The sequence below is a fragment of the Rathayibacter sp. CAU 1779 genome (assembly GCF_054551755.1).
The window spans coordinates 648672-673204 of sequence record NZ_JBTOLK010000002.1 but is presented as its reverse complement, the minus strand read 5'-3'; the positions used below and the strand labels follow the sequence as shown (position 1 = coordinate 673204).

The window sequence follows — 24533 nt, the reverse complement described above, 5'->3', positions numbered from 1 at the left end:
GAGGTAAGGAACACGGATTATGGCGGTATCTCAGGAGCAGGCGGCGTGGTTTGCTGGTGCGTTTGGTCAGTTGGTGGCGAATGTTGACAAGGCGATCCTGGGGAAGGAGCACGCGATCAAGCTTGTCGTGACGGCGATGTTGTCGGGTGGTCATGTGCTTTTGGAGGATGTGCCTGGTACGGGGAAGACGGTTCTTGCGAAGGCGTTGGCGAACACGATTCAGGGGACGCAGTCGCGTGTTCAGTTCACGCCGGATCTGTTGCCGTCCGACGTGACGGGTGTGACGATCTACGACCAGTCGAACGGTCGTTTCGAGTTCCATCCGGGTCCGATTTTCGCGTCGGTGGTGTTGGCGGACGAGATCAACCGTGCCTCCCCGAAGACCCAGTCGGCGCTCCTGGAGGTGATGGAGGAGGGCATTGTCACGGTGGATGGTGTCTCCCATCCTGTGGGCAGTCCGTTCATGGTGATTGCGACGCAGAATCCGATTGAGCAGGCGGGCACGTACACGTTGCCTGAGGCGCAGTTGGATCGGTTTCTGATTAAGACGTCGTTGGGGTATCCGGATCATGAGACGACGGTGCGGTTGTTGATGGAGTCCTCGAATCGTGCGCGTGCGGCGTCGGTGTCGGCGATTATCGCGTCGGAGTCGGTGACGACGATGTCGCAGTTGGCGGCTGATGTGCATACGGATGGTGCGGTGATGGGGTATCTGTCCGAGTTGGTCAGTGCGACGCGTGCTGATAAGGATGCGGCGTTGGGTGTGAGTATTCGTGGTGCTCTTGCGTTGGCGCGTGCGGCGAAGACGTGGGCGATTGCTGCTGGTCGCACCTTTGTGACTCCGGATGATGTGCGGGAGTTGGCTGTTCCGGTGTTGGCGCATCGTGTGATCGTGGATCCGGAGGCCGAGTTCGCTGGGGTGACGGCGGAAGACGTCGTCGCCCGTGCCATCGCCACCATCAACCCACCCGCCTACCGAGCAGCATGACCAACGCCTCATGACGACCATCGCGAGCCCGCCGCCGGCGGCGCACCCAGCCCCGCCACCGCCACCGGCACCGCCGACCGGCGTTTCTCCGCAGACCCCGGGATCTCCGCAGCCCTCCGCGCAGCAGGTCACCCAGGATGCCGAGAGGGGCACTGGTCTGTCTCGTGCCGATGGTTCCGAGCGCGTCGACGGCGTCGAGCGTGGCGCCGCGAACCGTCTCGCCGCAGTGCTGCGCGCGGTCGCGCATTTTCTGGCTCCGGTCACCGCGGTCGGCTGGCTTGTGCTGGGCACCGCGGCGGTCGCCTTCGTTCTCGCCTTCGTTCTCGGCTGGGCAGAGTTCGTCTTCGTCGGCCTCACCCTGTGCGCGGCGTTCGCCCTCGCTCTCTTCTCCCTCATCGGTCGCATGTCGTTCGAGGTCTCGGCCGAGCTCGAGCCGCGCAGAGTCACGGCCGGACAGCGCGCCCTCGGCCGCCTCACCGTGCGCAACTCCGGCGGCCGTCCGACGGCGCCGACCCGTCTCGAGCTCCCCGTGGGGGCAGCGGTGGCCGAGTTCGTCGTTCCGCGGCTGGTCGCCGACGCGGAGGACGAGAACCTGTTCGCGGTGCCCACCCAGCGGCGGGCCGTCGTTGTGGCGGGCCCGGCCACGACGGTGCGCGGTGACGCGCTCGGGATTCTGCGACGAGCATCCGTGTGGACGGATCGCATCGAACTGTTCGTGCATCCGGTCGTCGTGAGGATCGCCTCGAGCAGCCAAGGTCTGGTGCGCGATCTGGAGGGCAAGGAGACCGCCCTGCTGTCGAACAGCGACCTGGCCTTCCACGCCCTGCGCGAGTACGAGCCGGGGGATGACATCCGCAACGTGCACTGGCGCACGTCGGCACGCACGGGCCGCCTCATGGTGCGTCAGTACCAGGAGACCCGGCGCTCCCAGCTGCTGCTCCTGATGGACACGGAACGCGAGCACTACGCGTCCGATGACGAGTTCGAGCTGGCGGTGTCCGCTTTCTCGTCGGTGGGTGTCGGAGCGCTCCGCGACGAGACGCCGATGCGGGCGTGGTCGACGGCGGGCGCACTCCGCACTCGCACGCACGTCTCGCTGCTCGACGACTCGTGCCGGATCGTCCCCACCGACTCCCTGCACCCTTCGCTGCGGGAGTTCGCCCGGGTGGCCGGCATGCGCGCGGCGACGCCGAGCCTGGTGGTCGTGGCCGTCGGATCGTGCACGCCCGACGAGGACGTGGCCGCCCTGTCTGCGCTGTACGGCGGGGAGACCCGGATCATCGCCCTGCGATGCGCCCCCGAACGTCCCGCCGGACAACGCCGCGTCGGACGCGCCACCGTGGTCGACCTGCCCTCTCTGGACCAGCTCAGCGGCCTCGTGGACAGGGTGAGCCGATGAGCGGGGCAACGGTCACGGCCGCGGGCACCGGAACCCGGGCGAACGTCGCACGTGATCGGGCCATTCCTGCTTCAGCATGGATCGACCTCGCCTTCCTCGTCGTCCTCACCGTGATCGCCGCCATCGGATTCCAGACCGTCTTCGGCGCCGGCACGTACGCGCTGGCCGTGGGCGGCGGCATCCTCGTCGGCGGCGGATGCGCCATCGTCGCGCGACTCCTGCGTTTCCCGTTGGTCGCGACCGCGGCGCTCGGCGTTGCGGCGTTCGTGCTGTTCGGCACGGCGTTCGCGATCCCGGGGGAGGGGCTCGACGGCGTCGTGCCGACCTTCGAGAGCATCCTCGACCTCGGCAGGGGCGCGATCTTCGGCTGGAGCGATGCCGTCACACTGCACGCGCCGCTCCAGGCGCCTCCGTACCTCGGGGTGATCCCGTTCGCTGCGACGTGGCTGACCTCGCTCGTCGGTGCGTCGATCGCGGTGCGGATGCGCCCCACCGGCTCTCATCAGGTCGCGCGTGTCGCGATGATGGCGGCCGGGCCCGCCGCGATCCTCGTCGCGACGGTGCTCCTCGGAACGAAGGACCCGGTGTTCGCCACCGCCCGAGGAGCGGCGTTCGCGGTGATCGGTCTGGTCTGGATCGGCTGGCGTGTGCGTGCCGCCCGTCCGGCGGTCCCCGGCGGATCCCGACGTGCATGGCGGACGGCCGGCAGCGCCGCAGCTCTCCTCACCGGCGCTCTCGTGGTGGGCGTCGTCGGGGGAACATTCGTGGCGCCGCCCGCGGCATCCCGAGTCGTGGTGCGGGACAGCGTTCAGCCTCCGTTCGATCCGCTGCAGTACCCGGCGCCGCTGGCCGGCTTCCGCAAGTACACGCGCGAGCTGAAGGACACGAAGCTCTTCACGATCGACGGCATCAGGCAGGGCCAGTACGTGCGGCTCGTCACGATGGACAGCTACGACGGCGTGGTGTGGTCGGTGACGGATGCGAAGGGCGGCGCCAGCTCAGGCGGCTTCCGTCTCTACGGAGGCGACATCCCCGTCTCGGCGCTCAACTCGTCGGTCTCGAGGTCCTCCGCGACGGTGACCGTCGACGGATACTCGGACGTCTGGCTGCCGACGCCCGGCTATGCGACCGGTCTCGGATTCGCCGGTCCCGACGCGGATGCGCTGGCGCAGTCCACCCGCGTCGACACGTCGGGCGGATCCGCGGCGGTCATGAAGCGCCTGAGCCGCGGTGACAGCTACTCGATCGACGTCGCGACGCTGAAGGTCCCCTCCGACACCGCTCTGCAGGACGTCGCCGTTGCGACGGTCCCGCTCGCGTCGGTGACGAACGTTCCTGACGCGATCGGCGCGAAGGCCGAGGAGTACGCGGCCAAGGCGTCGACGGCCATCCAGAAGCTGCGCAACGTCGAGCGCTCGCTGAAGAAGCTCGGATACCTGAGCCACGGCCTGGCCTCGGATCCCGTGCCGTCGTCGGCGGGGGAGAGCGCGGCCCGCATGACGGATCTGCTCACCGCCTCGCCCATGGTCGGCGACCAGGAGCAATACGCGACGGCGTTCGCGCTCATGGCCCGTCATCTCGGATACGCGTCGCGCGTGGTCCTCGGGTTCAAGCCGGCGGTGAAGGACGGATCCAGCACCGCGACGGTCACCGGCGATCAGGTGACCGCGTGGGTCGAAGTCCCGTTCGAGGGCGTCGGATGGGTGCCGTTCTTCCCGACGCCCGACAAGATGGACACCCCCCTCGAGAAAAGCGTCAAGCCGAAGATCGAGCCGCAGCCGCAGGTGCGTCAGCCGCCGCGGACCGTGCCGAAGGACGACGACCTGCTCACGCCGGTCAAGACGAAGAACGAGAGCAGCAAGAAGAAGAAGGACAACGACGTCGGCTTCACCGTTCCGGTCTGGGCGTACTACGCGGGCGGAGTCGTGCTCGCGCTGGCGCTCGCCTACTTCGTGCCATTGACCATCATCCTGGCGGTCAAGAGGCATCGTCGGCGCCGACGGTCGCGAGGTCCCGGCGACCGGTCCGCGGCCGGAGCCTGGAGCGAGCTCGTCGATCGCTACACGGAGCTCGGTCTGAAGCCGCCGTCGACCGCCACCAGGCTGCAGACGGCGCGGATGCTCCGCGGCCAGGCGGCGCAGCGCAAGCTCGACCTCTCAGCCGACGGCATCGAGTCGCTCGCCGCCGAAGTGGACGCCGCGGTGTTCGGCGGCGACTCGGTGTCGCCGGAGTCGGCGAGCGATCTGTGGTCGAGCGTGGATCGAAACGTCGGAACGACCCTGAGCGGGCTCACCTGGCTGCAGCGCAGGATCGCCGCCTTCCGGATCGCCCCTCGGCGCCGCCGCGCGACGCGCCACCCGCTCTCGGTATAGTGACGCGGGTGGACACGTCGGGTTTCATCACGCCGCCGCCGGGGCTTGTTCCTCCGCGCGACGACACGGACACCCGCACGGAGCGGATGCCACGTCGCGGCGCCTCCTTCCCGTCCTTCAACGCGCCGCCAGCGCCCGCCGTGCAGACGCCTCCTGTGCCGCGCACCTGGCTCGTCATCCTGCCGACGGGCGCGCGGATCCCCGTGAACGGATCCCTCCTCGTCGGGCGCAATCCCGTGCGCTTCGAGCCGTGGACGCGTGCCGAGCTGCTCCCCGTGGACGACCCGGTGCGCAGCGTGTCGAAGACGCACGCGCTGATCGAGGTGGTGGGGGACGGCATCCGCGTCACCGATCTGCACTCTACGAACGGAGTGAGCGTTCTGGATGCCTCGGGTGCTGCCATGCCGCTCAGCCCCGGCGCGGCGACGGCGGTCGCAGCAGGTGCGGCCGTGCTGTTCGGCAGCTACCGCGTGCAGCTCGTCGTCGCCTGACCGAGCGCGCAGGAACCGCCCTGTCCAGGGTGCTAGCCTGATCGGGTGCTGGTTGCCTCCCTTCTTCTTAGCCGCCGCGACGAGTCCTAACCTTCAGGCCTTACTCGTCGCGGAGTTTCTTCGTGGCTGAATTTCCCGGGTGCAACACCCGGACGATACGCAAGGAGATTCGACAGCATGAGCACAGCATCCGATGCCGTGCGCGCAAGCGGCACCGTCGCGGGCGCACGACCTCGCACGCAGCATCCTCGTACTTTGGCCGAGAAGGTCTGGGACGACCACCTGGTCGTGAAGGGTGAGGACGGCAGTCCCGACCTCATCTACATCGACCTGCACCTGGTGCACGAGGTGACGAGCCCGCAGGCCTTCGACGGCCTGCGTGCCGAGGGCCGGCAGGTGCGCCGGCCCGACCTCACCATCGCCACCGAGGACCACAACACCCCGACGATCGGCATCGACAAGCCGATCGCCGACCTCACCAGCCGCACGCAGATCGAGACGCTGCGCAAGAACGCCGCCGAGTTCGGCATCCGTCTGCACTCGCTGGGCGACATCGAGCAGGGCATCGTGCACGTCGTCGGCCCGCAGCTGGGCCTGACCATGCCGGGCATCACGGTGGTCTGCGGCGACTCGCACACCTCGACGCACGGCGCGTTCGGCGCCATGGCGTTCGGCATCGGCACGAGCGAGGTCGAGCACGTGCTGGCAACGCAGACGCTGCCGCTGAAGCCGTTCAAGACGATGGCGATCAACGTCGAGGGAACGCTGCGTCCCGGCGTCACGGCGAAGGACATCATCCTCGCCGTCATCGCGAAGATCGGCACCGGCGGGGGACAGGGCTACGTGCTCGAGTACCGCGGCAGCGCCATCCGCGCACTGTCGATGGATGGCCGCATGACCATCTGCAACATGTCGATCGAGGCGGGCGCCCGCGCAGGCATGGTCGCCCCCGACGAGACGACGTTCGAGTTCCTGAAGGGCCGTCCGCACGCGCCGGAAGGCGAGGACTGGGATGCCGCCGTCGAGTACTGGAAGACGCTGCCCACCGACGAGGGCGCGACGTTCGACGCCGAGGTGTTCATCGACGCCGACACGCTGGAGCCGTTCGTGACCTGGGGCACCAACCCGGGCCAAGGCGTGTCGCTGAGCGGCGTCATCCCGGCGCCTGCGAGCTTCGAGGACCCCAACGCGCAGGCCGCGGCGGAGCGCGCCCTGGAGTACATGGATCTGGCAGCGGGCACGCCGCTGAAAGACATCCACGTGGATGCCGTGTTCATGGGATCCTGCACGAACTCCCGCATCGAAGACCTGCGCGCCTTCGCCTCGATCATCAAGGGCAAGAAGAAGGCCGACGGCGTGCGCGTCATGGTCGTGCCCGGATCCGCGCGCGTGCGCTTGGAGGCCGAGGCGGAGGGCATCGACAAGGTCGTGGAGGCATTCGGAGCCGAGTGGCGTTTCGCCGGATGCTCCATGTGCCTGGGCATGAACCCCGATCAACTGGCACCTGGCGAACGCTGCGCGTCCACCTCGAACCGCAACTTCGAGGGACGACAGGGCAAGGGCGGACGCACCCACCTGGTCTCGCCGGTCGTGGCTGCTGCCACCGCCATCCGCGGCACGCTGTCCAGCCCGTGGGACCTGCGCGCTGGAGCTGAAAGCGAGAGCCCTGTGGGCTCTCGCCGCGACGCCAGCGCCGACGGGGCTGCGCCTCGTCGGGTGAACGAAGGGGAGAACTGACATGGAGAAGATCTCGACGCTGACGGGCGTCGCCGTTCCGCTGAAGCGGTCGAACGTCGACACCGACCAGATCATCCCCGCCGTGTTCCTGAAGCGGGTCACGAAGACCGGATTCGACGATGCGCTGTTCTACGCGTGGCGCCAGGACCCGGAGTTCGTGCTCAACCAGGAGCCGTTCCGCCAGGGAAAGATCCTCATCGCGGGGCCGGACTTCGGTACCGGATCGTCGCGTGAGCACGCCGTCTGGGCGCTGCGCGACTACGGCTTCACGGCCGTGCTCAGCCCGCGATTCGGCGATATCTTCCGAGGCAACTCGGGCAAGCAGGGACTGCTGACCGGAACGATCAGCGAGGCCGACCTCGAGAAGATCTGGGCGGCGATCGATGCCGCTCCGGGAATAGAGGCCACGGTCGACCTGGTTGAGCGAAAGGCGACCGTGGCCGGCCTCACCGTCGATTTCGACATCGACGATTACACTAGGTGGCGGTTGCTGGAGGGGCTCGACGACATCGGTCTCACCATGCGTGACGAGGCGCAGATCACAGAATTCGAAGCACGCCGCGAAGCATGGCGGCCCAAGACATTGCCGGTGAAAATCTAGTGAACTCTCTTCTTCAGGATGCGCAGGCGGCGGGAGCCCGAGTGGGTCTGACTGCCGAGAAGATCACCATCAACGGTGGACGTCCCCTTCGCGGGCGCATCCAGTTGAAGGGGGCGAAGAACCTCGTCACGAAGGCGATGGTGGCCGCCATCCTCGCCGACGGACCGAGCGAACTCCGCGACGTCCCGGACATCAGCGATGTCCGGGTCGTCCGCGGTCTGCTCGAGATCCACGGCGTCAAGGTCACCGACGGTCCCGACGAGGGCGTGCTGCTGCTCGACCCGACGGGCGTCGAGAGCGCCCACATGGCCGACATCGACGCTCACGCCGGGTCCAGCCGCATTCCGATCCTCTTCTGCGGACCGCTGCTGCACGCGCTCGGTGAGGCGTTCATCCCCGACCTGGGCGGATGCCGCATCGGCGACCGTCCGATCGACTACCACCTCGAGGTGCTGCGTCGGTTCGGCGCTGTCGTGGAGAAGCTGCCCAGCGGCATCCGCATGACCGCGCCGAACGGCCTGCACGGCGCGAAGGTGGAGCTGCCGTACCCGAGCGTCGGAGCGACGGAGCAGGTGCTGCTGACGGCCACGAAGGCCGACGGCATCACGGAGCTGCGCGGAGCGGCGATCGAGCCAGAGATCATGGATCTCATCAACATCCTGCAGAAGATGGGTTCCATCATCACGGTCGACACCGACCGTGTGATCCGCATCGAGGGCGTGCAGCGTCTCACCGGCTACAGCCACACGGCACTCTTCGATCGCAACGAGGCCGCCAGCTGGGCCGCAGCCGCCCTGGCAACCGAGGGCGACATCTTCGTGGGCGGCGCCCACCAGGCGGAAATGCTCACATTCCTCAATGTGTTCCGCAAGGTCGGCGGCGCGTTCGACATCCACGACGACGGCATCCGGTTCTACCACCCGGGCGGAGTGCTCAAGCCGGTCATCATCGAGACGGATGTCCACCCCGGCTTCATGACTGACTGGCAGCAGCCGCTCGTGGTCGCCCTCACCAAGGCGCACGGCGTGTCCATCGTGCACGAGACCGTGTACGAGCAGCGCTTCGGATTCGTGGACGCCCTCGTCGAGATGGGTGCGACGATCGAGATCCACAAGGAGTGCCTGGGCGGCCACCCGTGCCGTTTCGGCCAGCGCAACTTCGACCACTCCGCCGTCATCTCCGGACCGACCACGCTGCACGCGGCCGACGTCGAGGTTCCCGATCTGCGCGGCGGCTTCAGCCACCTCATCGCGGCGCTGACGGCAAACGGCACGTCGACCGTGAGCAATGTCGGCATCATCAGCCGCGGCTACGAGAACTTCATCGGCAAGCTCGAGCAGCTCGGCGCCGACTTCACGCTCGAGGGCTAGGGCAACGCTGAGCCCTTCGGCGTACTCGCCAAGGCCGGGGCGGCATACGGCATAGCGGATAATGGGCGGGTGCCGAAAACACCCGACGAACCGGATGCCGCAATCGTGCCTGCCGACCGCACCCCGAAGAAGCACCGGATCCGCAAGGAGACATTCCGCCCGAGCGTGTTCTGGGTGGGAGCCGGCATCGTCGTGCCTCTCATCGGCACGATCTCCTCGTTCAAGGTGCGCGGCAAGGAGAACCTGCCGCTCGAGGGATCCTTCGTGATCGCACCGAACCACTACAGCGAGATCGACCCGCTGGTGGTCGGGTCCATGCTGTGGCGTCACGGCCGCCAGCCGCGGTTCCTCGCCAAGGAGAGCCTGTTCAAGGTCCCGGTCGTCGGCTGGTTCCTCAGGTCGTCCGGCCAGGTGCCGGTGAGCCGCAGCCACGGGGGACGCGGCGCGCCCGTCGCGCAGGCACAGCACATCGTCGACGAGGGCTACATCGTCGTGGTCTATCCGGAGGGCACGCTCACGCGCGACCCCGACCTGTGGCCGATGCGCGGCAAGACGGGAGCCGCGCGGATCGCGCTGGACTATGACATCCCGGTGATCCCCGTCGCGCACTGGGGAACGCAGCAGATCATGGCGCGCTACTCGAAAAAGATCAGCCTGTTCCCGCGCAAGAAGATCACGTTCTCGATCGGCAAGCCCGTCGACCTCGATGAGTTCAGGGGCAAGCCGATGACCGCCACCGTGCTCAACGAGGCGACGGAGAAGATCATGCAGGCGATCACGCACGAGCTGGAGGCGCTGCGAGGCGAGAAGGCGCCGGAGACGCGCTGGGATCCGGCCGCGCACGCGCAGAGTGAGACGGGGCGCTTTGAGGGCTAAGCCGGCGCCCGCGCGGCGCGTCACGGTGCTCGGCGCGGGCAGCTGGGGGACCACGTTCGCCAAGGTGCTCGCGGACGGCGGATCCGACGTGACGCTGTGGGCACGCCGGCCAGAGGCCGCACGCGAGATCCGCGAGGCACGACGCAACAGCCAGTACCTGCCGGGCATCAACCTGCCACGGAATCTCACCGCCTCCTCGGACCTCGCGGCGGCGCTGCGCGGTGCGGACCAGGTCTTCGTGTCGGTTCCGAGCCAGACGCTGCGCGAGAACCTCATCGCCATCGAGCCGGTGCTGCCGCCCGACATCCCCGTCGTCAGTCTCATGAAGGGCGTCGAGAAGGGCACGGGGCTGCGCATGAGCGAGGTGATCGCTGAGGTGCTCGGCATCGACCCGGATCGCATCGCCGTGGCATCCGGTCCGAATCTCGCCCTGGAGATCGCCAAGAAGCAGCCGACGGCTGCCGTGGTCTCCTCGAGCAGCATCGAGACCGCGCACGAGGTGGCTCTCGCGGCGCGCAACCCGTACTTCCGGTCGTTCGTGAACACGGATGTCATCGGAACCGAATTCGGCGGCGTGCTGAAGAACCTCATCGCCGTCGCCATCGGCATCGTCGACGGCGTCGGCTACGGCGAGAACACCAAGGCGTCGATCATCACGCGCGGCCTCGTCGAGATGACGGACTTCGCTGTCGCGCACGGAGCAGAGCGCGAGACGCTGGCGGGCCTGGCCGGCCTCGGCGACCTGATCGCGACGTGCCAGTCCCCGCTGTCGCGCAACAACACGGCAGGCAGGCTCCTCGGCCAGGGCTACGCCTTCGCGGAGGTGGTCAAGCAGATGAATCAGACCGCGGAGGGACTGGCATCCGTCGCGCCGATCCTCGCCCTCGCGAAGGCCAAAGGCGTGCAGATGCCGATCGTCGAGCAGGTGGGACAGGTGCTAGCCGGTACGCTTGCACCTGCGGATCTGGCCCCCCACCTCACCACGGACGACACCCCTCGGGGTGAAAGGACTACGGATGACTCACAAGCGCGTCCTCGTGCTTCTTTTCGGCGGGCGTTCGAGCGAGCATTCGATCAGCTGCGCCACGGCGGGCGGGGTACTCGGGGCGCTTGATCGCGACCGGTACGACGTCATCCCCGTCGGCATCACGCGCGACGGCTCCTTCGTGCTCGAACGCGACGACCCCGCGGCGTTCGCGCTGGACCCGGATGCCCTTCCGGAGGTCCGCGATGACGGAAGCCGCGTGCGCTGGCCGGACTCGGCGCGCTCGCGCGAGTTGACCGTCGAGCGGGACGGCGTCGTCACATCGCTCGGGGAGGTGGATGTGGTCTTCCCCATCCTGCATGGGCTCTGGGGCGAGGACGGCACGATCCAGGGCCTGCTTGAGCTGGCCGGGATCCCGTACGTCGGATCCGGAGTGCTCGGCAGCGCGCTCGGCATGGACAAGCACTACACGAAGATCGTGCTGCAGGCAGCAGGCATCGAGGTGGCGCCGTGGGTCACGGTGACCCGCGAGGAGTGGGAGCGCTCACAGGATGCCGTTGCCGACCGGGTGCGCACCCTCGGCTCGCCCCTCTTCGTGAAGCCGGCACGTGCCGGGTCCAGCGTCGGCGTGACCAAGATCACCTCTGCCGAAGGCCTGGGCGACGCACTCGAGGTCGCGTTCGCCGAAGACGGCAAGGCCCTCGTGGAGTCTGCTGTTGCCGGGCGGGAGGTGGAGATCGGAGTGCTCGGGGCTCGTCCAGGGGAGCGACCACGGGCATCCGTCGCCGGAGAGATCGTGGTGTCCGCGCGAGGGTTCTACGACTTCGAGGCGAAGTACCTCGGCGCACTGGGCGTGGACCTCGTCTGCCCCGCGGACCTCACGCACGACCAGCTCGCCGAGATGCAGTCGCTCGCGGTGCGTGCCTTCCAGGCGATCGATGCCGCCGGGTTGTCCCGAGTGGACTTCTTCCTGACGGACGACGGCTGGGTGATCAACGAGGTCAACACCATGCCGGGCTTCACGCCCATCTCGATGTTCCCGAAGGTGTGGCAGGAATCGGGATTCAGCTACCCGGCACTCATCGACGAGCTGATCGACCTCGCGCTCCAGCGCGGCTGATTTGCGCACGTCCTGAGCTGTCTGCCGCAGATCGGTCGACGCGGCAAAGGGCAGCGGATCGCCCTTTGCCGGAACAAGTCGCGATGTTCTGCCGCCGAATGGTGGTCCCGGTCGCTGCGCCCGGGTACCCTTGAACAGTGCGATCCCGCTCGTCGCCCATCGGCGTGCGGAGGATGCAGGGCCACGCACGCGCTAGGCTCGAAGCTCCATCACCCGAACCTACGTGTTGGTGGAAAAACAACAGTCGGCTGAACACGGAGAACGCAAGGTGCGTTTTCCGCAATGAAGCGCCGATACGAAAGAGAGACAATCGTGGCCACTGGCACGGTCAAATGGTTCAATTCCGACAAGGGCTACGGGTTCATCACGCCTGACGACGGCGGCGCCGACGTGTTCGCTCACTTCTCGGCCATCACCGGGGGCGGATACCGCAACCTCGAAGAGGGCCAGAAGGTCGAGTTCGACACTGAGGCGGGTCAGAAGGGCCCGCAGGCGACGAACATCCGCGCCCTTTAAACAACAGCCTCGAACACAGCTTCGAAGCAACGTCACGGCCGGCCCGGGCGCATCCATGATGGACGCCCCGGGCCGGTCGTCGTGGTTTGTGCATCACCGCGGTGGCGACCACTGCGGTGGTGGCTGTTCCGTGCGTTCGCGCACGTGAACCCGCGCGCGCTGGCGGCTCAGTTCGTCGGAGCCGGAGTGGACGTCGCCGTCGGTGTCGCGGTGGGAGTGCCCGTCGGGGACGTCACGTCGGACGTGTCGAGGCATTTCTGCTGCTTCTGCTGCGGGATCGTGCCGATGGCATCCGCGAGCGCCGGGAGCACGTCCGCGTCCGTGACGCCGTTCTTGCCGTGCGCGATGACCACTTCGGTCGCCGGGATGCGGCCGAACGTGATGTAGCGCAGCGAAGACGACGCCGGATCGTTCTCCAGCACCCAGTCGATGCCGTTCACCGTGATGCACGGCTTCGTGGTGGGGCCGATGGGTGCGACGCCGCAGCGCAGCAGCACGACGGCGGGATCGCCCCAGGCGCCCGTCGCCTGTGCGTTCGTCTCGCGCTCTGCCTTGTCTGCAACCGTGTCGGGCAGATGCACGGTCACGTCCGCGCATCGCGGGTTGTTGGCATCCGCAGCCGGATCCAGCGCTACCGTTGGCGCGCACGCGGCGAGCAGAAGGGCCGCGGAGCAGGCGACGAGGGCGGCCAGAAGCCGGCGGGGGCGGTGGGAGGACATCGTCCTCAGAATATCCGCGGCCCCGGGGAGAGCCCTGGACGCGTCCTTGGCGTCAAGGGCCGACCCGATTGAGCTGGTGAGCGACGCACGTCGCGATGTCTGCGACTGAAGTGGGAACCCTGGGGCGCGCATTCGTCGCGTCCGGGGCCGAGCCGACCGGGTGGGTGAGCGACGCACGTCGCGATAGCGTGGCGGCATGGCGCATTCTGGGCGGGGCATGCACGACGGACCGTTCGACGATGCGGATGCTCTGACCCTCGCCCAGGCGGGGGAGCTCGCGACGCTGCGTCGCATCTTCCCCAGGCTGCCGGACTCCGCGGCGACGATCGTCGGTCCCGGCGACGACGCGGCGGTGCTCGCCGCACCCGACGGCAGGTACGTCGTGACGACGGACATGATGATCGCCGGCCCCGACTTCCGCTGGGCGTGGTCGACGCCCGAGGACATCGGCTGGAAGGCCGCAGCCACCAACCTGTCCGACGTCGCGGCGATGGGCGCGCGTCCGACCGCGCTCGTGGTCGCGATCGCGGCGCCGAACGAGACACCGGTCGCCGTGCTCGAGCAGATCGCGGACGGCCTGCGCATCGCCTGCGACGCGCTGGCGCCCGGATGCGGGGTTGTCGGCGGCGACCTGTCCGTCTCGGATGTCTTCACCCTCGCCATCACGGCCTTCGGCGACCTCGAGGGTCGGGTGCCCGTGCTCCGCTCCGGCGCCAGGCCGGGCGATGTCGTTGCGCACGCCGGCACAATGGGGCGCGCTGCGGCGGGTCTCCGCGCCCTCTTCGCCGACGGGGTCGACGGCGACGGGGTTCCGGATGCCGCGCGCGCGGCATCCGTCGCCTCTCGCGTTCCCGACGTGGCGCTGCAGCGTCGACCGGTGCCGCCGATCGAGGCCGGCCCGGCGGCGGCGTCGGCAGGAGCGACGGCCATGCTCGACGTGAGCGACGGGCTCGCGCTGGACGCGGCACGGATCGCTGCCGCATCAGGCGTGCGGATCGACCTGCACGCGGCGGCCCTCGGCGACGACCCCGCGCTTGCTCTGGCCGGCGGCGAGGATCACGCGCTGCTGGCGTGCTTCCCGCCTGACGCCGTGCTGCCGGATCCGTTCCGCACCATCGGCCGGGTCCTGTCTGCGGACGCTACCGGCACGGTCGGGGACGAATCAGCAGGGCACGAACCGGCAGGGGATGGATCCGCGGATGTCGTGCGCGTGAGCGTCGACGGTCATCCGTATCGGGGAGCGGGCGGCTGGGATCCCTACTCGGGCTGGGACGGCGTCGCCGGCTGAGCGAACCACACCGCGGTCTCGCCGTATGAGCGCCTGCGCAGCGGCTCGAGACCCTCGGGCCACGTCGGCTCGGGGGAGCGTCCGCTGCGCTCGACGAGCACGAGAGCATCCGCATCGAGCAGCGGAGTCAGGGCGGCGAGCACGTCGGCGAGCTCGGGCTCACCCACGTCGTACGGCGGATCGAGGAACGCGAGATCAACGCTCCGGTCTCCCGCGTGTGCCAGGTAGGAGCGCACCGACGACGTCCGCACATCGATGCGCGGACGGATGCCGTCGCCCGCCTTCGCCGCGGATTTCAGCACGGCAGCCGCGTTCGCCCGGCACACCGCAGCGGCCTGCGCGTTCTGCTCGACGAGCACGGCGGATGCCGCACCGCGGCTGACGGCCTCCAGCGCGAGCGCACCGGATCCGGCATACAGGTCGAGCACGTGCATGCCGTGTACGGCATCCATCGACTCGAGAGCGGAGAACATCGCCTCGCGCACGCGGTCGCTCGTCGGCCGGGTTCCGGACTTCGGAACGCTCAGGCCGAGGGATCCGGCGAACCCGGAGACGATGCGCGTCATGCCGTTCAGGCTACGGGGTCGGCGGGTTCAGAGAGCCTCGCGCACTGCAGCGATGGCGTCGGGCGTGACGCTGTAGCTGCCCACGGCGCCCGACGACAGCCGAGCGACGGCACCGGGTCGCACGAGCACTGAAGCAGTGGCGACTGCGAACGGCACGATGCTCGGCGGATCGCGCAAGACCGGCGTCAGCACCTCGGTGGTCGCAGTCAGCGGCGGACGGCGTGTGACCGAGCGGAAGAGGGCGGCGACGACCGCACGACGCGTCGCCTGGCGCTCCGCCGCGCCGAGCGCCACCGCCATCGTGGAGCGCGTACGCACGCCGGGGCGAGTGAGGACCCTCGCGTCGGGCAGGTCGTCCCCGGTCGCTCCCGCGAGCAGGAGACCAGGCAGGTCGACGCCCGCGGCCGCGACATTTCCTGGTTCGGTGATGCGCGGGTTGCATTCGATGAAGACCGGTTCGCCCCCGACGTCGAAGTAGTCGAGATCGAGGCCGCCGTGCCAGTTCAGTGCGGAACCCACCCGTGACAGGGCGTCGACGGCGGCGTCGTCCCGCACGCTGAGGCGAGCGGCGGCGCTGCCGCCGACGCCCACGGCGAGCTGTTCGCTGACGGCGACGCCCAGCGGCCGCCCGTGATCGAAGACGCCTTGCACCTGCCGGTAGCGGCCTGGAGTGCCGCGTTGGATCATGACCTCGCCGAGCGGAGCGAACTCCGCGAGGCACCGTTCCGCCTCTGCTCGGCTGCGAGCAAGGCGCACGCCTCTGCCGGCCGTCGAAACGGCCGCCTTCACCCACACCGGGTATCCGAGGAGGCCCAGGTCGTCTGCGCCGTGCACCTGACGCCACTCCGGCTGTCTGAGCCCCAGCGCATCGATGGTGCGAGCGAAGGAGATCTTCGATTGCAGGCGATCGAAGCCGGCGGCATCCGCGACCATGACAGCGGCGTGCGGGATCAAGGCCCGGCCGACGGCGAAGAGCCAGGACTGCTCGTGGGTGGGCAGCAGTGCGTCGAACCGGCCCGTCGACATCAGCCGGTCGACGGCGCGGAGGTAGCCGACGGGATCCGCGCCGGGAGCCGGCACCTCGTGCACCCGCGCGCACCAGCGACTGAACCGGGCGATGGGCAGCGCCGACCAGCAGACCGCCTCGACGCGGACGCGCCGCGCACCGAGCACGGTGACGAACTCGCGTGCCGTGAGGCTGGATGACTCCGACAACAGCACCGCCCGCCGGCTCACGATGCGCTCGGCTCGATGAACGGTTCGATCAACGACATCAGACCGGCGGCGACGAAGGTGCTCGTCGCCGCAAGGTCGCGGTCGCGGGGTGCGGGTGTGAGGCGGCCCGTTGCGTATCCGGCCGCCACGCCGAGAACCGTGCTCGTGGTCGCGCGCTCCGCAGCGATGAGCGCGCCGGGCGGAACGCCCGTCCGGCGGAGCAGGTCGTGCACTCGAGCGCGGACTTCTGCCGACGCCTCGGTGACGACGGGTCGGATCAGCAGCAGAGGGAACACCGACGGATGCCGCACAGCGACCGCGACTGCGGCATCGAGGAACGCGCGAACGGTCGTCTCGAGGTGCTCGTCGGCGAGGGGCGCTCGGATGCCGTCCACGAGTTCCACGAGGACGCCCTCGACGAGACCGTCGAGGAGCTCGTCCTTGTCTCTCACGTGGCGGTACATCGCCATGGTCGACACGGAGAGCTCGCCGGCCACGGCTCGTGTCGTCACGGCGGACAGGCCGTCCCGGTCGGCGACGGCCATGGCAGCGGCGAGCACGGCCGAGCGGTCGATGGTTCTTGGCCTGCCCATGACGCCTCCCTTCAACGATTCAGGCGTTTGTTTACAATGTACGCTTACTGAGACGACCCCGTCGACGGTTCGTGGTCGGCGGTTGCCCTTAGCCTTGTCGCATGCCGGAGGCGCGATCGAACCCAGACTCGGGTTCCCCTGTCGTCGCGTCCGCCCTGAATCTGTTCACTCCGCTGACGACCGCGATCGGAGAGCGGCAGGCTGCGGCCTTCGCTCGCGCGTTCGGACATCGCACCGTCGGCGACCTGCTGGCCCACTACCCGCGCCGATACGCGCACCGCGGAGAGCTGACCGCACTCGCCGAGCTCCCGGCGGGGGAGGACGTGACGATCGTCGCCGAGGTGAAGAAGTGCGGAACGCGGCCCATGCGGCAGCGCAGGGGGTCCATCCTCGAGGTGGCCATCTCGGACGGCACTGGCCTCATCACGCTCACCTTCTTCAACCAGGCGTGGCGGGCCAATGAGCTCGTGCCGGGCAGGCGGGGGATCTTCGCCGGCAAGGTCAATAGGTACAAGGGGGCGCTGCAGCTCACGCATCCGGACTACGAGCTCTTCGATGACGGCGCACGCGGCGACCCGTCGACTCCCGCTCCGTCGACACCGGACTTCGAGGCGTGGCAGAGCCAGCCGATCCCCATCTATCCGGCCAGCGGCACTCTGCCCAGCTGGAAGGTCGCTCGAGTGGTGCGGGAGGTGCTGCCGCACCTCGGAGCGGTGGACGATCCCGTGCCGCAGGACGTCGCGCGCGAGCACGGACTCGAGGAGTTCGGGGCGGCGCTGCGCGGCATCCACGTGCCGACGAGCGACGCCGACTGGCGACGCGCCCGAGACACGTTGCGGTACCAGGAGGCTTTCGTGCTGCAGGCGGCACTGCTTCAGGAGCGCGAGCGGCTTCGCGAGACCGCCGCAACCGCACGGATGCCTGTGGCCGACGGCTACGCGGCCCGCTTCGACGCGCACCTGCCCTTCGAGCTCACGGCCGACCAGCAGGCGGTGGGCGAGCAGATCGAGCACGACCTCGCGCAGCCGGTTCCGATGAACCGGCTCGTGCAGGGAGAGGTCGGCAGCGGCAAGACCGTCGTCGCGCTGCGGGCCATGCTGCAGGTCGCGGACAACGGAGGCCAGTCGGCGTTCCTCGCCCCCACCGAGGTGCTCGCCTCACAGCACCTGCGCTCCATCGTCGCGTCGCTCGGCCCCGATCTCGCTGCCGAGCTCATGCCCACGTTGCTCACCGGCCGACTGACCGCATCCGAGCGCAAGAAGGCGATGCTGCGCGCCGTCAGCGGTCAGGCGCAGATCGTCGTCGGGACGCACGCCCTCCTCGGCGACGCGGTGTCGTTCTTCGACCTCGGGCTCGTGGTGGTTGACGAGCAGCACAGGTTCGGCGTCGAGCAGCGCGATGTGCTGCGCGGCAAGGCGGCAACACCGCCGCACCAGCTCGTGCTCACGGCCACGCCCATCCCGCGGACCGTCGCGATGACGGTGTTCGGCGACCTCGACGTGTCGACGATCGCACAGCTGCCGGCAGGGAGGCAGAAGATCGAGAGCTTCGTCGTGCCGCTGGAGGAGCATCCGCGCTGGGAGAACCGCATCTGGGAGCGGGCGTCGGAGGAGATCGCCGCCGGCCATCAGGTGTTCGTCGTCTGCCCCGCGATCAGCGCGAAAGAAGCGGAGGACGACGCCGGTGAGCTGGTCGACGACGCGGATGACGCGCCATCGGCCACCCCCGTCGCCTCCGTCGAGCAGACGCTCGCCGCCGTGCAGGCGAACCCGTTGCTCGCCGGCAAGCGGGTGGCGGCGCTGCACGGACGGATGCCGGCAGACGAGAAGGACGCCGTCATGCGCGCCTTCGCCGCCGGCGCGCTCGATCTCATCGTGGCGACGACTGTGATCGAGGTGGGCGTCGACGTGCCGAACGCCTCGGCGATGATCGTTCTCGACGCCGACCGTTTCGGGGTCTCGCAGCTGCACCAGCTGCGCGGACGTGTCGGCCGTGGCGGCGTGCCAGGTCTGTGTCTCTTCGTCACGACCGCCGAGGCGGGCAGCCTCGCACGGGAGCGTGTCGACGCCGTCGCGGCGACCCTCGACGGATTCGAACTGGCCGAGGCCGACCTGGAGTTGCGCCGCGAGGGCGACGTGCTGGGCAGCAACCAGTCAGGCGGCCGATCCTCACTGCGACTGCTGCGCGTCGCCCGTGACGGCGCCGTGATCGAACAGGCTCGAGCGGATGCCGCTGCCGTGCTCGAGCACGATCCAGGGCTGCAGGATCACCGGGAACTGGCATCCGCCATCGCCGACCGGCTCACGGACCGCTCGAGGGACTTCCTGGCCCGAGCCTGACGGCGCGCGTCCGGAGCGGAATACGGCTCGGGATGCGCATTCGAGCACTCCCCGAACATCCCCTGCGAGTGTGCCGACGAGGGTAACAATCTGATAACCCCTCACCGCTATTCTGAAGACCTATGAGCAGGATCGCCGTTGTCCCTGGTTCGTTCGACCCCGTCACGCTGGGTCACCTCGACGTGATCGCGCGCGCGGCGCGCCTGTTCGACGAGATCCACGTGCTGGTCGTGCACAACCCCGACAAGTCGGCGATGCTCCCCATCGCTCAGCGTGTTGCGCTCATCGAGCGCTCCATCGCCGACGAGCGACTGCCCGGCAACATCCTCGTGGCAGCGTGGAGCATGGGCCTGCTCGTGGACTACTGCACGGATGTCGGAGCGAACGCGCTGATCAAGGGCATCCGCTCGCAGGTCGATGTGTCGTACGAGACGCCCATGGCGATCGTCAATCGCGATCTGGCCGGTGTCGAGACGGTCTTCATGCTGCCCAATCCGGCGAACGCTCATGTGTCGAGCTCGCTGGTGCGTCAGGTCGCCGCGCTGGGTGGCGACGTGAGCCCGTACGTACCCCGTGCGGTATACGACTATCTGCAGGAGCTATGAACAGTCTTCCGACCAAGCACCCCACGGATGCCGTGGCCGAGCTCTCCGACACCGAACCGACCATCACACCCGAGCAACTACAAGCCGCTGCCGACGAGATCGCCTCGAACGTCGAGGCGGTGATCGACGGCAAGCACGAGGCGGTGCGGGTCGCGCTCACCGTGCTGCTGGCGGAAGGCCATCTGCTCATCGAGGACGTGCCGGGTGTCGGCAAGACGATGCTGGCCAAGGCGCTCGCCAAGTCGGTCGACTGCAGCGTGAGCCGCATCCAATTCACGCCGGACCTGCTGCCATCGGACGTGACAGGCGTTTCGGTCTACAACCAGCCAGAGCGCCGGTTCGAGTTCAAGCCGGGCGCGGTGTTCGCGAACATCGTCATCGGAGACGAGATCAACCGCGCTTCTCCGAAGACGCAGTCCGCGCTCCTGGAGTGCATGGAGGAGCGGCACGTCACCGTCGACGGCTCCACGTATCCGTTGCCGGATCCGTTCATCGTGATCGCCACGCAGAATCCCGTGGAGATGGAAGGCACGTACGAACTGCCAGAGGCACAGCGCGACAGGTTCATGGCGCGCATCGCGATGGGGTATCCGGACGAGCAGGCCGAGATCGAGATGCTCACCGGACGCGACACCTCCAGTCCGCTGTCGCGCATCGGCGCTGTTGTCACCAGCGATCGCCTGCGGGAGATGATGGCGCTCGCCAGGCGGGTGTTCGCATCCGACGCCCTCAAGCAGTACGCCGTGGCCATCGCGCACGGCACCAGGGATGACGCCGATCTTCGTCTGGGCGCCAGCCCGCGCGCGACGCTCCAGCTGGTGCGTGCGGCGAAGGCGAGAGCGGCGCTCGACGGCCGGGACTTCGTGCTGCCGGACGACGTCGATGCGCTGGCCGTACCCGTGCTGGCCCACCGCTTGCTGCCGACCAGCAGGGCCATGGGGCAGCATCACGAGAGGGCCGCCGTGCTGGCCGAAGTCGTCACCCGCATCGTCGCCGCCACCCCGGTGCCGACGGGGCAGCCGAAGTAGCCTGAAACATCATGGGAGCCACACGTTCCCGGTCCGCAGCGCAGCGGCCGAGGCCGACCTGGCGTGGTGCCGGGTTGGCGATCGCGGGCGTCCTGGCGATGGTCGGAGCGGCGGTGTTCGGCCGCGTCGACCTGCTCGTGCTGGGCATCGTCCTCCTGCTCCTTCCCTTGGCCGCCGCGATCGCAATCACGATCGATCGGCCGTGGGTGAGTGTCAACCGGATCTTCGAATCCGACGTCGTGACCGCGGGCGAGAAGGCCAGGGCACGGGTGACCGTGCGCAACGAGTCGAACCGTCGCACGCCGACGTTGCGCTGGCGGGATGCGCTGCCGCCCGGGCTGACGGCATCCGGTTTCGCTCCGCTTCCGCCGCTCGGCGAGCACGCGCTGGCCAGCAGGGATCGCTCTGACACGGTCGCCGTGACGTACACGATCGGCACGCACGCGCGTGGCGTGTTCGCTGCGGGTCCGTTGCTGCTGGAGCGCACGGATCCGTTCGGGCTGGTGCGCTGCCGCTACGCGGTGGGTGCGGCGAAGCCGTTGATCGTTGTCCCGCGCATCGTGGATCTCGGCGAGGGGGAGTTCGACGTCTCTCGGAGCGAGGGATACGAGCACGAACTCGTGAAGCACAGCATCCCGAACGCGGACGAGCTGATCGCGCGGGAGTACCGGCCGGGCGATCCGATGCGCCGCGTGCACTGGAGGGCAACGGCGCGTCACGACAAGCTCATGGTCCGGCAGGAGGAGCCGCGCAGCAACCCCGAGACATGGATGCTGCTCGACACCGACGCCGGACGCCGTAACGGGCACCATCATCCGCACGGCGACGACGGCGCACGATTCGAGACGGCGGTCGATCTGGCGGCATCCGTCGGTGCCCACCTCATCGATCAGGGCTTCGTGCTGGGCGTGGCCGAGACGTCGCCCATCCAGCTGCAGGGGAGATCGGGTGCGGGCCGGGCCGGCCTCTCCGGCTTGCCGGTGTCGTCCTATGATCCGCCGAGCGGCACGTATTCGCTGCTCAACGGCCTCGCCGGCATCGCGCAGCACCCCGCAGAGTCGACGGATGCCGCCGGCGTGCTCGGCGCGGCGCTGCGACGCAACCCGCAGGCGGTGCCGGTGTTCGTGATCGTCGTCGACGGGGATCACGACGAGCTCGCGGCAATCGCCGGTCTGCGGATGCTCTGCGATCCGGCCGTCGTCTTCTTCGTCGGAGAGCGTCCGCAGTTGCGTGAGCGCTTCGAGCGGCGCGGCTGGGAGTGCGTGGACGTGCAGCCGGGCGATACGCCGGCCGTGGCGTGGCAGCGCGCAGGGATCCGATCGCAGGTGGCGCATCGTGGTTGACACGACGGCGCGGCCGACGCGCACGGACGAGACGGCGACGCGGACGACCGGCCCTTGGCAGCATCCGCGCGGCGGATCGTCATGGGACCAGCGCCCGGCATCCGACCGCTCGGTGGCCAGAGCCCGGGCGGACGAGCTGCGTCTGAGCCTGTCGCTCCTGGCCGTGATGGCGGCGCTGACCGTGGCGCTCGGCGGGCTGATCAGCGGTGCCGCCTGGTGGCTGGAGCTGCTGCTGGCCTCCGTGGTGGTGCTCGGTGTTGCGGCCGGATGCCGCGCAGCGCGTCTGCCGCGCGCGCTCGCTCCGATCCTCTCCCTGGCGGCCCTCGCACTGCTGGTCACCGGGCTCTTCGCCCCGCAGACGGCGCTGTTCGGCTTTCTGCCGACGCCGGCGACCGTGGCGGAGTTCGTGCGCCTGAGCGCCAAGGCGCAGCTGTCGTTCTACAACCAGGGAGTCCCGGCGGATCCGCTCCCCGAGTTCCTGTTCCTCATGGTCGTCGCGGGCGGCGTGATCGCGTGGGCGTCCGACATCGTCGCCATCGTGCTGCGCAGGCCGGCACTCGTCGGCGTGGTGATCATCGCCGCGCTGCTCGCGCCCGCAGCGCTCCTCGACGGCGGGATCTCGCCGTTCGCCCTTGTACTCTGCCTCATCGCCTACCTGCTGCTGTTGCGGGCGGACGTGCGCCGCACCCGCCGTTCGGGAGCCGAACTCGGCACCTCCATCGCCATCGCGGCGGGTGCGATAGTGGTGGCGCTCGTGATCGGCACGACAGCACCGGGCTTCCAGCAGGTGGGTCGGCAGGCCATCCCGTCGGCGGGCGTCGTGTTCGGACAGGGCGTGAGCGCGCTCATCGACCTGGGGGCCGACCTCCGGAGGCCCGTTCCTGTGACGGTGATCGACTACTCGACGTCGGCGTCGACGCCCGGATACCTGCGCATGACGACGCTCGACACGTTCTCCGGAGAGATCTGGCGGCACACCAAGTCGAAGTCGACGTTCTTCAGTTCCGAAGCGTCGATCGACGCTGTCCCCGGTCTGAGCAAGAGTGTGAAGACGGCGAAGACCACGACGACGGTGCACGTGCACAACATGACGAGCCAGTGGCTGCCGGCACCGTATCCGGTGCAGCGGGTGTCCGGTCTCGACGGCAGCTGGGGCTGGGAGCAGAACGACCTCACGATCTCCGGCTACACGGCGACGACCGACGACCAGATCTACACGGTGACGACGAAGACGGTGCAGCCGACGCCGCAGCAGCTCCGCACTGCGGGGGAGGACTACCCGGCGTCGGTCGAAGGGGACCTGCTCGTGCCCTCCGGCTCGCCGTCCATCATCCGCTCCACCGCGCTCGCCGTGACAGCGGATGCCGCCACCCCGTATGACAAGGCCGTCGCGCTGCAGGCTTATTTCCACGACGGCGACTTCCGATACTCGCTGAACGCGCCCAAGGACGGCGGATACGACGGCGACACCCCGGGAACCGTCGCCACGTTCCTCAAGCAGAAGGCCGGCTACTGCGTGCACTTCGCCGCAGCGATGACGCTGATGGCCCGCGACCTCGGCATCCCTGCCCGTATCGCCGTCGGGTACCTTCCCGGCAACGAGACGGGAACCACGGGCAACGCGTCGGACTACGAGGTGAGCTCGGACGACCTGCACGCCTGGCCGGAGCTGTACTTCCCTGGGGTCGGCTGGACGCCCTTCGAGCCGACCGTGGGGCGCGGCACCATTCCGTCGTACAGCACGGCGCAGGCGGCGACGCCCGAGCCGACCGACACACCGACGGGACCGTCGACGACGGCGCCGCAGAAGCGGTTCGCCACCGACGCGCCCGGAAGCACGGTCTCCAGCGCCCAGGCTACGACGGAGGCGATCTCGTCGAGCACGAGCGTGGCGGCGGTCGTGCTGATCATCCTGGGCGTGCTCATGACACCCGCGCTGCTCAGGCGGCACCTGCGCAGACGACGGCTGACGGACGTGCGCGACGGCGCGGGGAACGCGTCGGATGCGTGGGCAGAGCTGCGGGCATCCGCTCTCGATCTCGGTCTTGCCGCACCGCCGACCGAGACGCCGAGGGCGTTCGCCGAACGACTGCGGCGCACGTGGGAAGACGCACCGGAGGCGAAACCGGATGCCGTCCAGCGCCAGGACGCGACGGCCGCGTTGGCCGAACTCCTGTCGGCACTGGAGGAGGAGCGGTTCGGGCCGCCGGACACCGTCTGGGCCGATCCCGTTCTCGCGGACGATGTCGCGACCGTGGTCGGCGCCATCGCCGCGACCGCGGGCGTTGCCCGCCGGATGCGCGCGGCGCTCGTGCCGGTCTCGCTGTTCGAGGGACGACCGAGGAGCCCGGCGACGTCGCGGTCCGACGGGTAGAATCGTCG

At 68.9% G+C, this 24533-nt stretch carries 21 protein-coding genes; 17 read left to right on the top strand and 4 right to left on the bottom strand.

Going from position 1 to position 24533, the window contains the following annotated elements:
• Positions 1 to 19 precede the first annotated feature (19 nt).
• The 11 genes from ACX9R5_RS14065 (at position 20) to ACX9R5_RS14015 (ending at position 12455) form a co-directional block, all read left to right on the top strand.
• Positions 20 to 988 (top strand): AAA family ATPase, encoded by a 969-nt coding sequence (locus tag ACX9R5_RS14065; RefSeq protein WP_459409645.1) that lies wholly within the window; start codon positions 20 to 22, stop codon positions 986 to 988.
• Between the two features lie 10 nt (positions 989 to 998).
• Entirely contained in the window at positions 999 to 2387 is a 1389-nt protein-coding gene (locus ACX9R5_RS14060) for a DUF58 domain-containing protein (protein ID WP_459409644.1), read from the top strand.
• Positions 2384 to 4759 (top strand): transglutaminase-like domain-containing protein, encoded by a 2376-nt coding sequence (locus ACX9R5_RS14055; RefSeq protein WP_459409643.1) that lies wholly within the window; start codon positions 2384 to 2386, stop codon positions 4757 to 4759. The genes ACX9R5_RS14060 and ACX9R5_RS14055 overlap by 4 nt, the downstream gene beginning before the upstream one ends.
• An 8-nt stretch (positions 4760 to 4767) precedes the next feature.
• Positions 4768 to 5250: an FHA domain-containing protein gene (locus ACX9R5_RS14050; RefSeq protein WP_459409642.1), complete on the top strand. Its 483-nt coding sequence runs from the start codon at positions 4768 to 4770 to the stop codon at positions 5248 to 5250.
• Positions 5251 to 5427: 177 nt separating this feature from the next.
• A complete protein-coding gene (gene leuC, locus ACX9R5_RS14045; protein WP_459409641.1) occupies positions 5428 to 6987 on the top strand; it encodes a 3-isopropylmalate dehydratase large subunit in 1560 nt (519 codons plus the stop codon).
• A 1-nt stretch (position 6988) separates the two neighbouring features.
• Positions 6989 to 7588, top strand: a complete 600-nt coding sequence (gene leuD, locus ACX9R5_RS14040) for a 3-isopropylmalate dehydratase small subunit (RefSeq protein ID WP_459409640.1) — start codon at positions 6989 to 6991, stop codon at positions 7586 to 7588.
• Positions 7588 to 8958, top strand: coding sequence for a UDP-N-acetylglucosamine 1-carboxyvinyltransferase (gene murA / locus ACX9R5_RS14035; protein ID WP_459409639.1), 1371 nt, complete (start codon positions 7588 to 7590; stop codon positions 8956 to 8958). Before leuD ends, murA begins: the two co-directional genes overlap by 1 nt.
• Before the next feature lie 69 nt (positions 8959 to 9027).
• On the top strand, positions 9028 to 9834 hold the full coding sequence (locus ACX9R5_RS14030; RefSeq protein WP_459409638.1) for a lysophospholipid acyltransferase family protein: 807 nt from the start codon (positions 9028 to 9030) through the stop codon (positions 9832 to 9834).
• Positions 9824 to 10948 carry an NAD(P)H-dependent glycerol-3-phosphate dehydrogenase gene (locus ACX9R5_RS14025; protein ID WP_459409637.1) on the top strand — a complete coding sequence of 375 codons (1125 nt, stop codon included), beginning with the start codon at positions 9824 to 9826 and terminating at the stop codon, positions 10946 to 10948. Before ACX9R5_RS14030 ends, ACX9R5_RS14025 begins: the two co-directional genes overlap by 11 nt.
• The gene (locus ACX9R5_RS14020; RefSeq protein ID WP_459409636.1) at positions 10851 to 11939 is read left to right on the top strand and encodes a D-alanine--D-alanine ligase family protein; all 1089 of its coding nucleotides are present in this window, start codon (positions 10851 to 10853) and stop codon (positions 11937 to 11939) included. The genes ACX9R5_RS14025 and ACX9R5_RS14020 overlap by 98 nt, the downstream gene beginning before the upstream one ends.
• A 312-nt stretch (positions 11940 to 12251) precedes the next feature.
• A complete protein-coding gene (locus tag ACX9R5_RS14015; protein ID WP_346769172.1) occupies positions 12252 to 12455 on the top strand; it encodes a cold-shock protein in 204 nt (67 codons plus the stop codon).
• A 167-nt stretch (positions 12456 to 12622) separates the two neighbouring features.
• On the opposite strand, the gene ACX9R5_RS14010 is transcribed toward ACX9R5_RS14015, so the two are convergent.
• Positions 12623 to 13174: a DUF3515 family protein gene (locus tag ACX9R5_RS14010; protein ID WP_459409635.1), complete on the bottom strand. Its 552-nt coding sequence runs from the start codon at positions 13172 to 13174 to the stop codon at positions 12623 to 12625.
• 196 nt (positions 13175 to 13370) lie between these two features.
• Between ACX9R5_RS14010 and thiL the strand changes: the two genes are divergently transcribed.
• Positions 13371 to 14462 (top strand): thiamine-phosphate kinase, encoded by a 1092-nt coding sequence (thiL, locus tag ACX9R5_RS14005; protein WP_459409634.1) that lies wholly within the window; start codon positions 13371 to 13373, stop codon positions 14460 to 14462.
• Here thiL and rsmD read toward each other — a convergent pair.
• Genes rsmD through ACX9R5_RS13990 form a run of 3 tightly spaced genes read right to left on the bottom strand, consistent with a single transcriptional unit; the run spans position 14432 to position 16836 of the window.
• The gene (gene rsmD / locus ACX9R5_RS14000; protein WP_459409633.1) at positions 14432 to 15028 is read right to left on the bottom strand and encodes a 16S rRNA (guanine(966)-N(2))-methyltransferase RsmD; all 597 of its coding nucleotides are present in this window, start codon (positions 15026 to 15028) and stop codon (positions 14432 to 14434) included. The two genes, thiL and rsmD, sit on opposite strands and share 31 nt — an antisense overlap.
• Positions 15029 to 15055: 27 nt before the next feature.
• Positions 15056 to 16264, bottom strand: a complete 1209-nt coding sequence (locus ACX9R5_RS13995) for an ATP-grasp domain-containing protein (protein WP_459409632.1) — start codon at positions 16262 to 16264, stop codon at positions 15056 to 15058.
• Complete coding sequence (locus ACX9R5_RS13990; protein ID WP_459409631.1) at positions 16261 to 16836, bottom strand: TetR/AcrR family transcriptional regulator; 576 nt, start codon at positions 16834 to 16836, stop codon at positions 16261 to 16263. The genes ACX9R5_RS13995 and ACX9R5_RS13990 overlap by 4 nt, the downstream gene beginning before the upstream one ends.
• Before the next feature lie 101 nt (positions 16837 to 16937).
• Here ACX9R5_RS13990 and ACX9R5_RS13985 point away from each other — a divergent pair, with 101 nt between their 5' ends.
• The 5 genes from ACX9R5_RS13985 to ACX9R5_RS13965 all read left to right on the top strand — a co-directional run bounded on the left by ACX9R5_RS13985 (position 16938) and on the right by ACX9R5_RS13965 (position 24525).
• Positions 16938 to 19175, top strand: a complete 2238-nt coding sequence (locus tag ACX9R5_RS13985; RefSeq protein WP_459409630.1) for an ATP-dependent DNA helicase RecG — start codon at positions 16938 to 16940, stop codon at positions 19173 to 19175.
• A gap of 122 nt (positions 19176 to 19297) precedes the next feature.
• Complete coding sequence (coaD, locus tag ACX9R5_RS13980; protein WP_459409629.1) at positions 19298 to 19780, top strand: pantetheine-phosphate adenylyltransferase; 483 nt, start codon at positions 19298 to 19300, stop codon at positions 19778 to 19780.
• Positions 19777 to 20808, top strand: a complete 1032-nt coding sequence (locus ACX9R5_RS13975) for an AAA family ATPase (protein ID WP_459409628.1) — start codon at positions 19777 to 19779, stop codon at positions 20806 to 20808. The genes coaD and ACX9R5_RS13975 overlap by 4 nt, the downstream gene beginning before the upstream one ends.
• 11 nt (positions 20809 to 20819) lie before the next feature.
• The gene (locus ACX9R5_RS13970; protein WP_459409627.1) at positions 20820 to 22151 is read left to right on the top strand and encodes a DUF58 domain-containing protein; all 1332 of its coding nucleotides are present in this window, start codon (positions 20820 to 20822) and stop codon (positions 22149 to 22151) included.
• The gene (locus ACX9R5_RS13965; protein WP_459409626.1) at positions 22144 to 24525 is read left to right on the top strand and encodes a transglutaminase family protein; all 2382 of its coding nucleotides are present in this window, start codon (positions 22144 to 22146) and stop codon (positions 24523 to 24525) included. Before ACX9R5_RS13970 ends, ACX9R5_RS13965 begins: the two co-directional genes overlap by 8 nt.
• Positions 24526 to 24533: the final 8 nt, after the last annotated feature.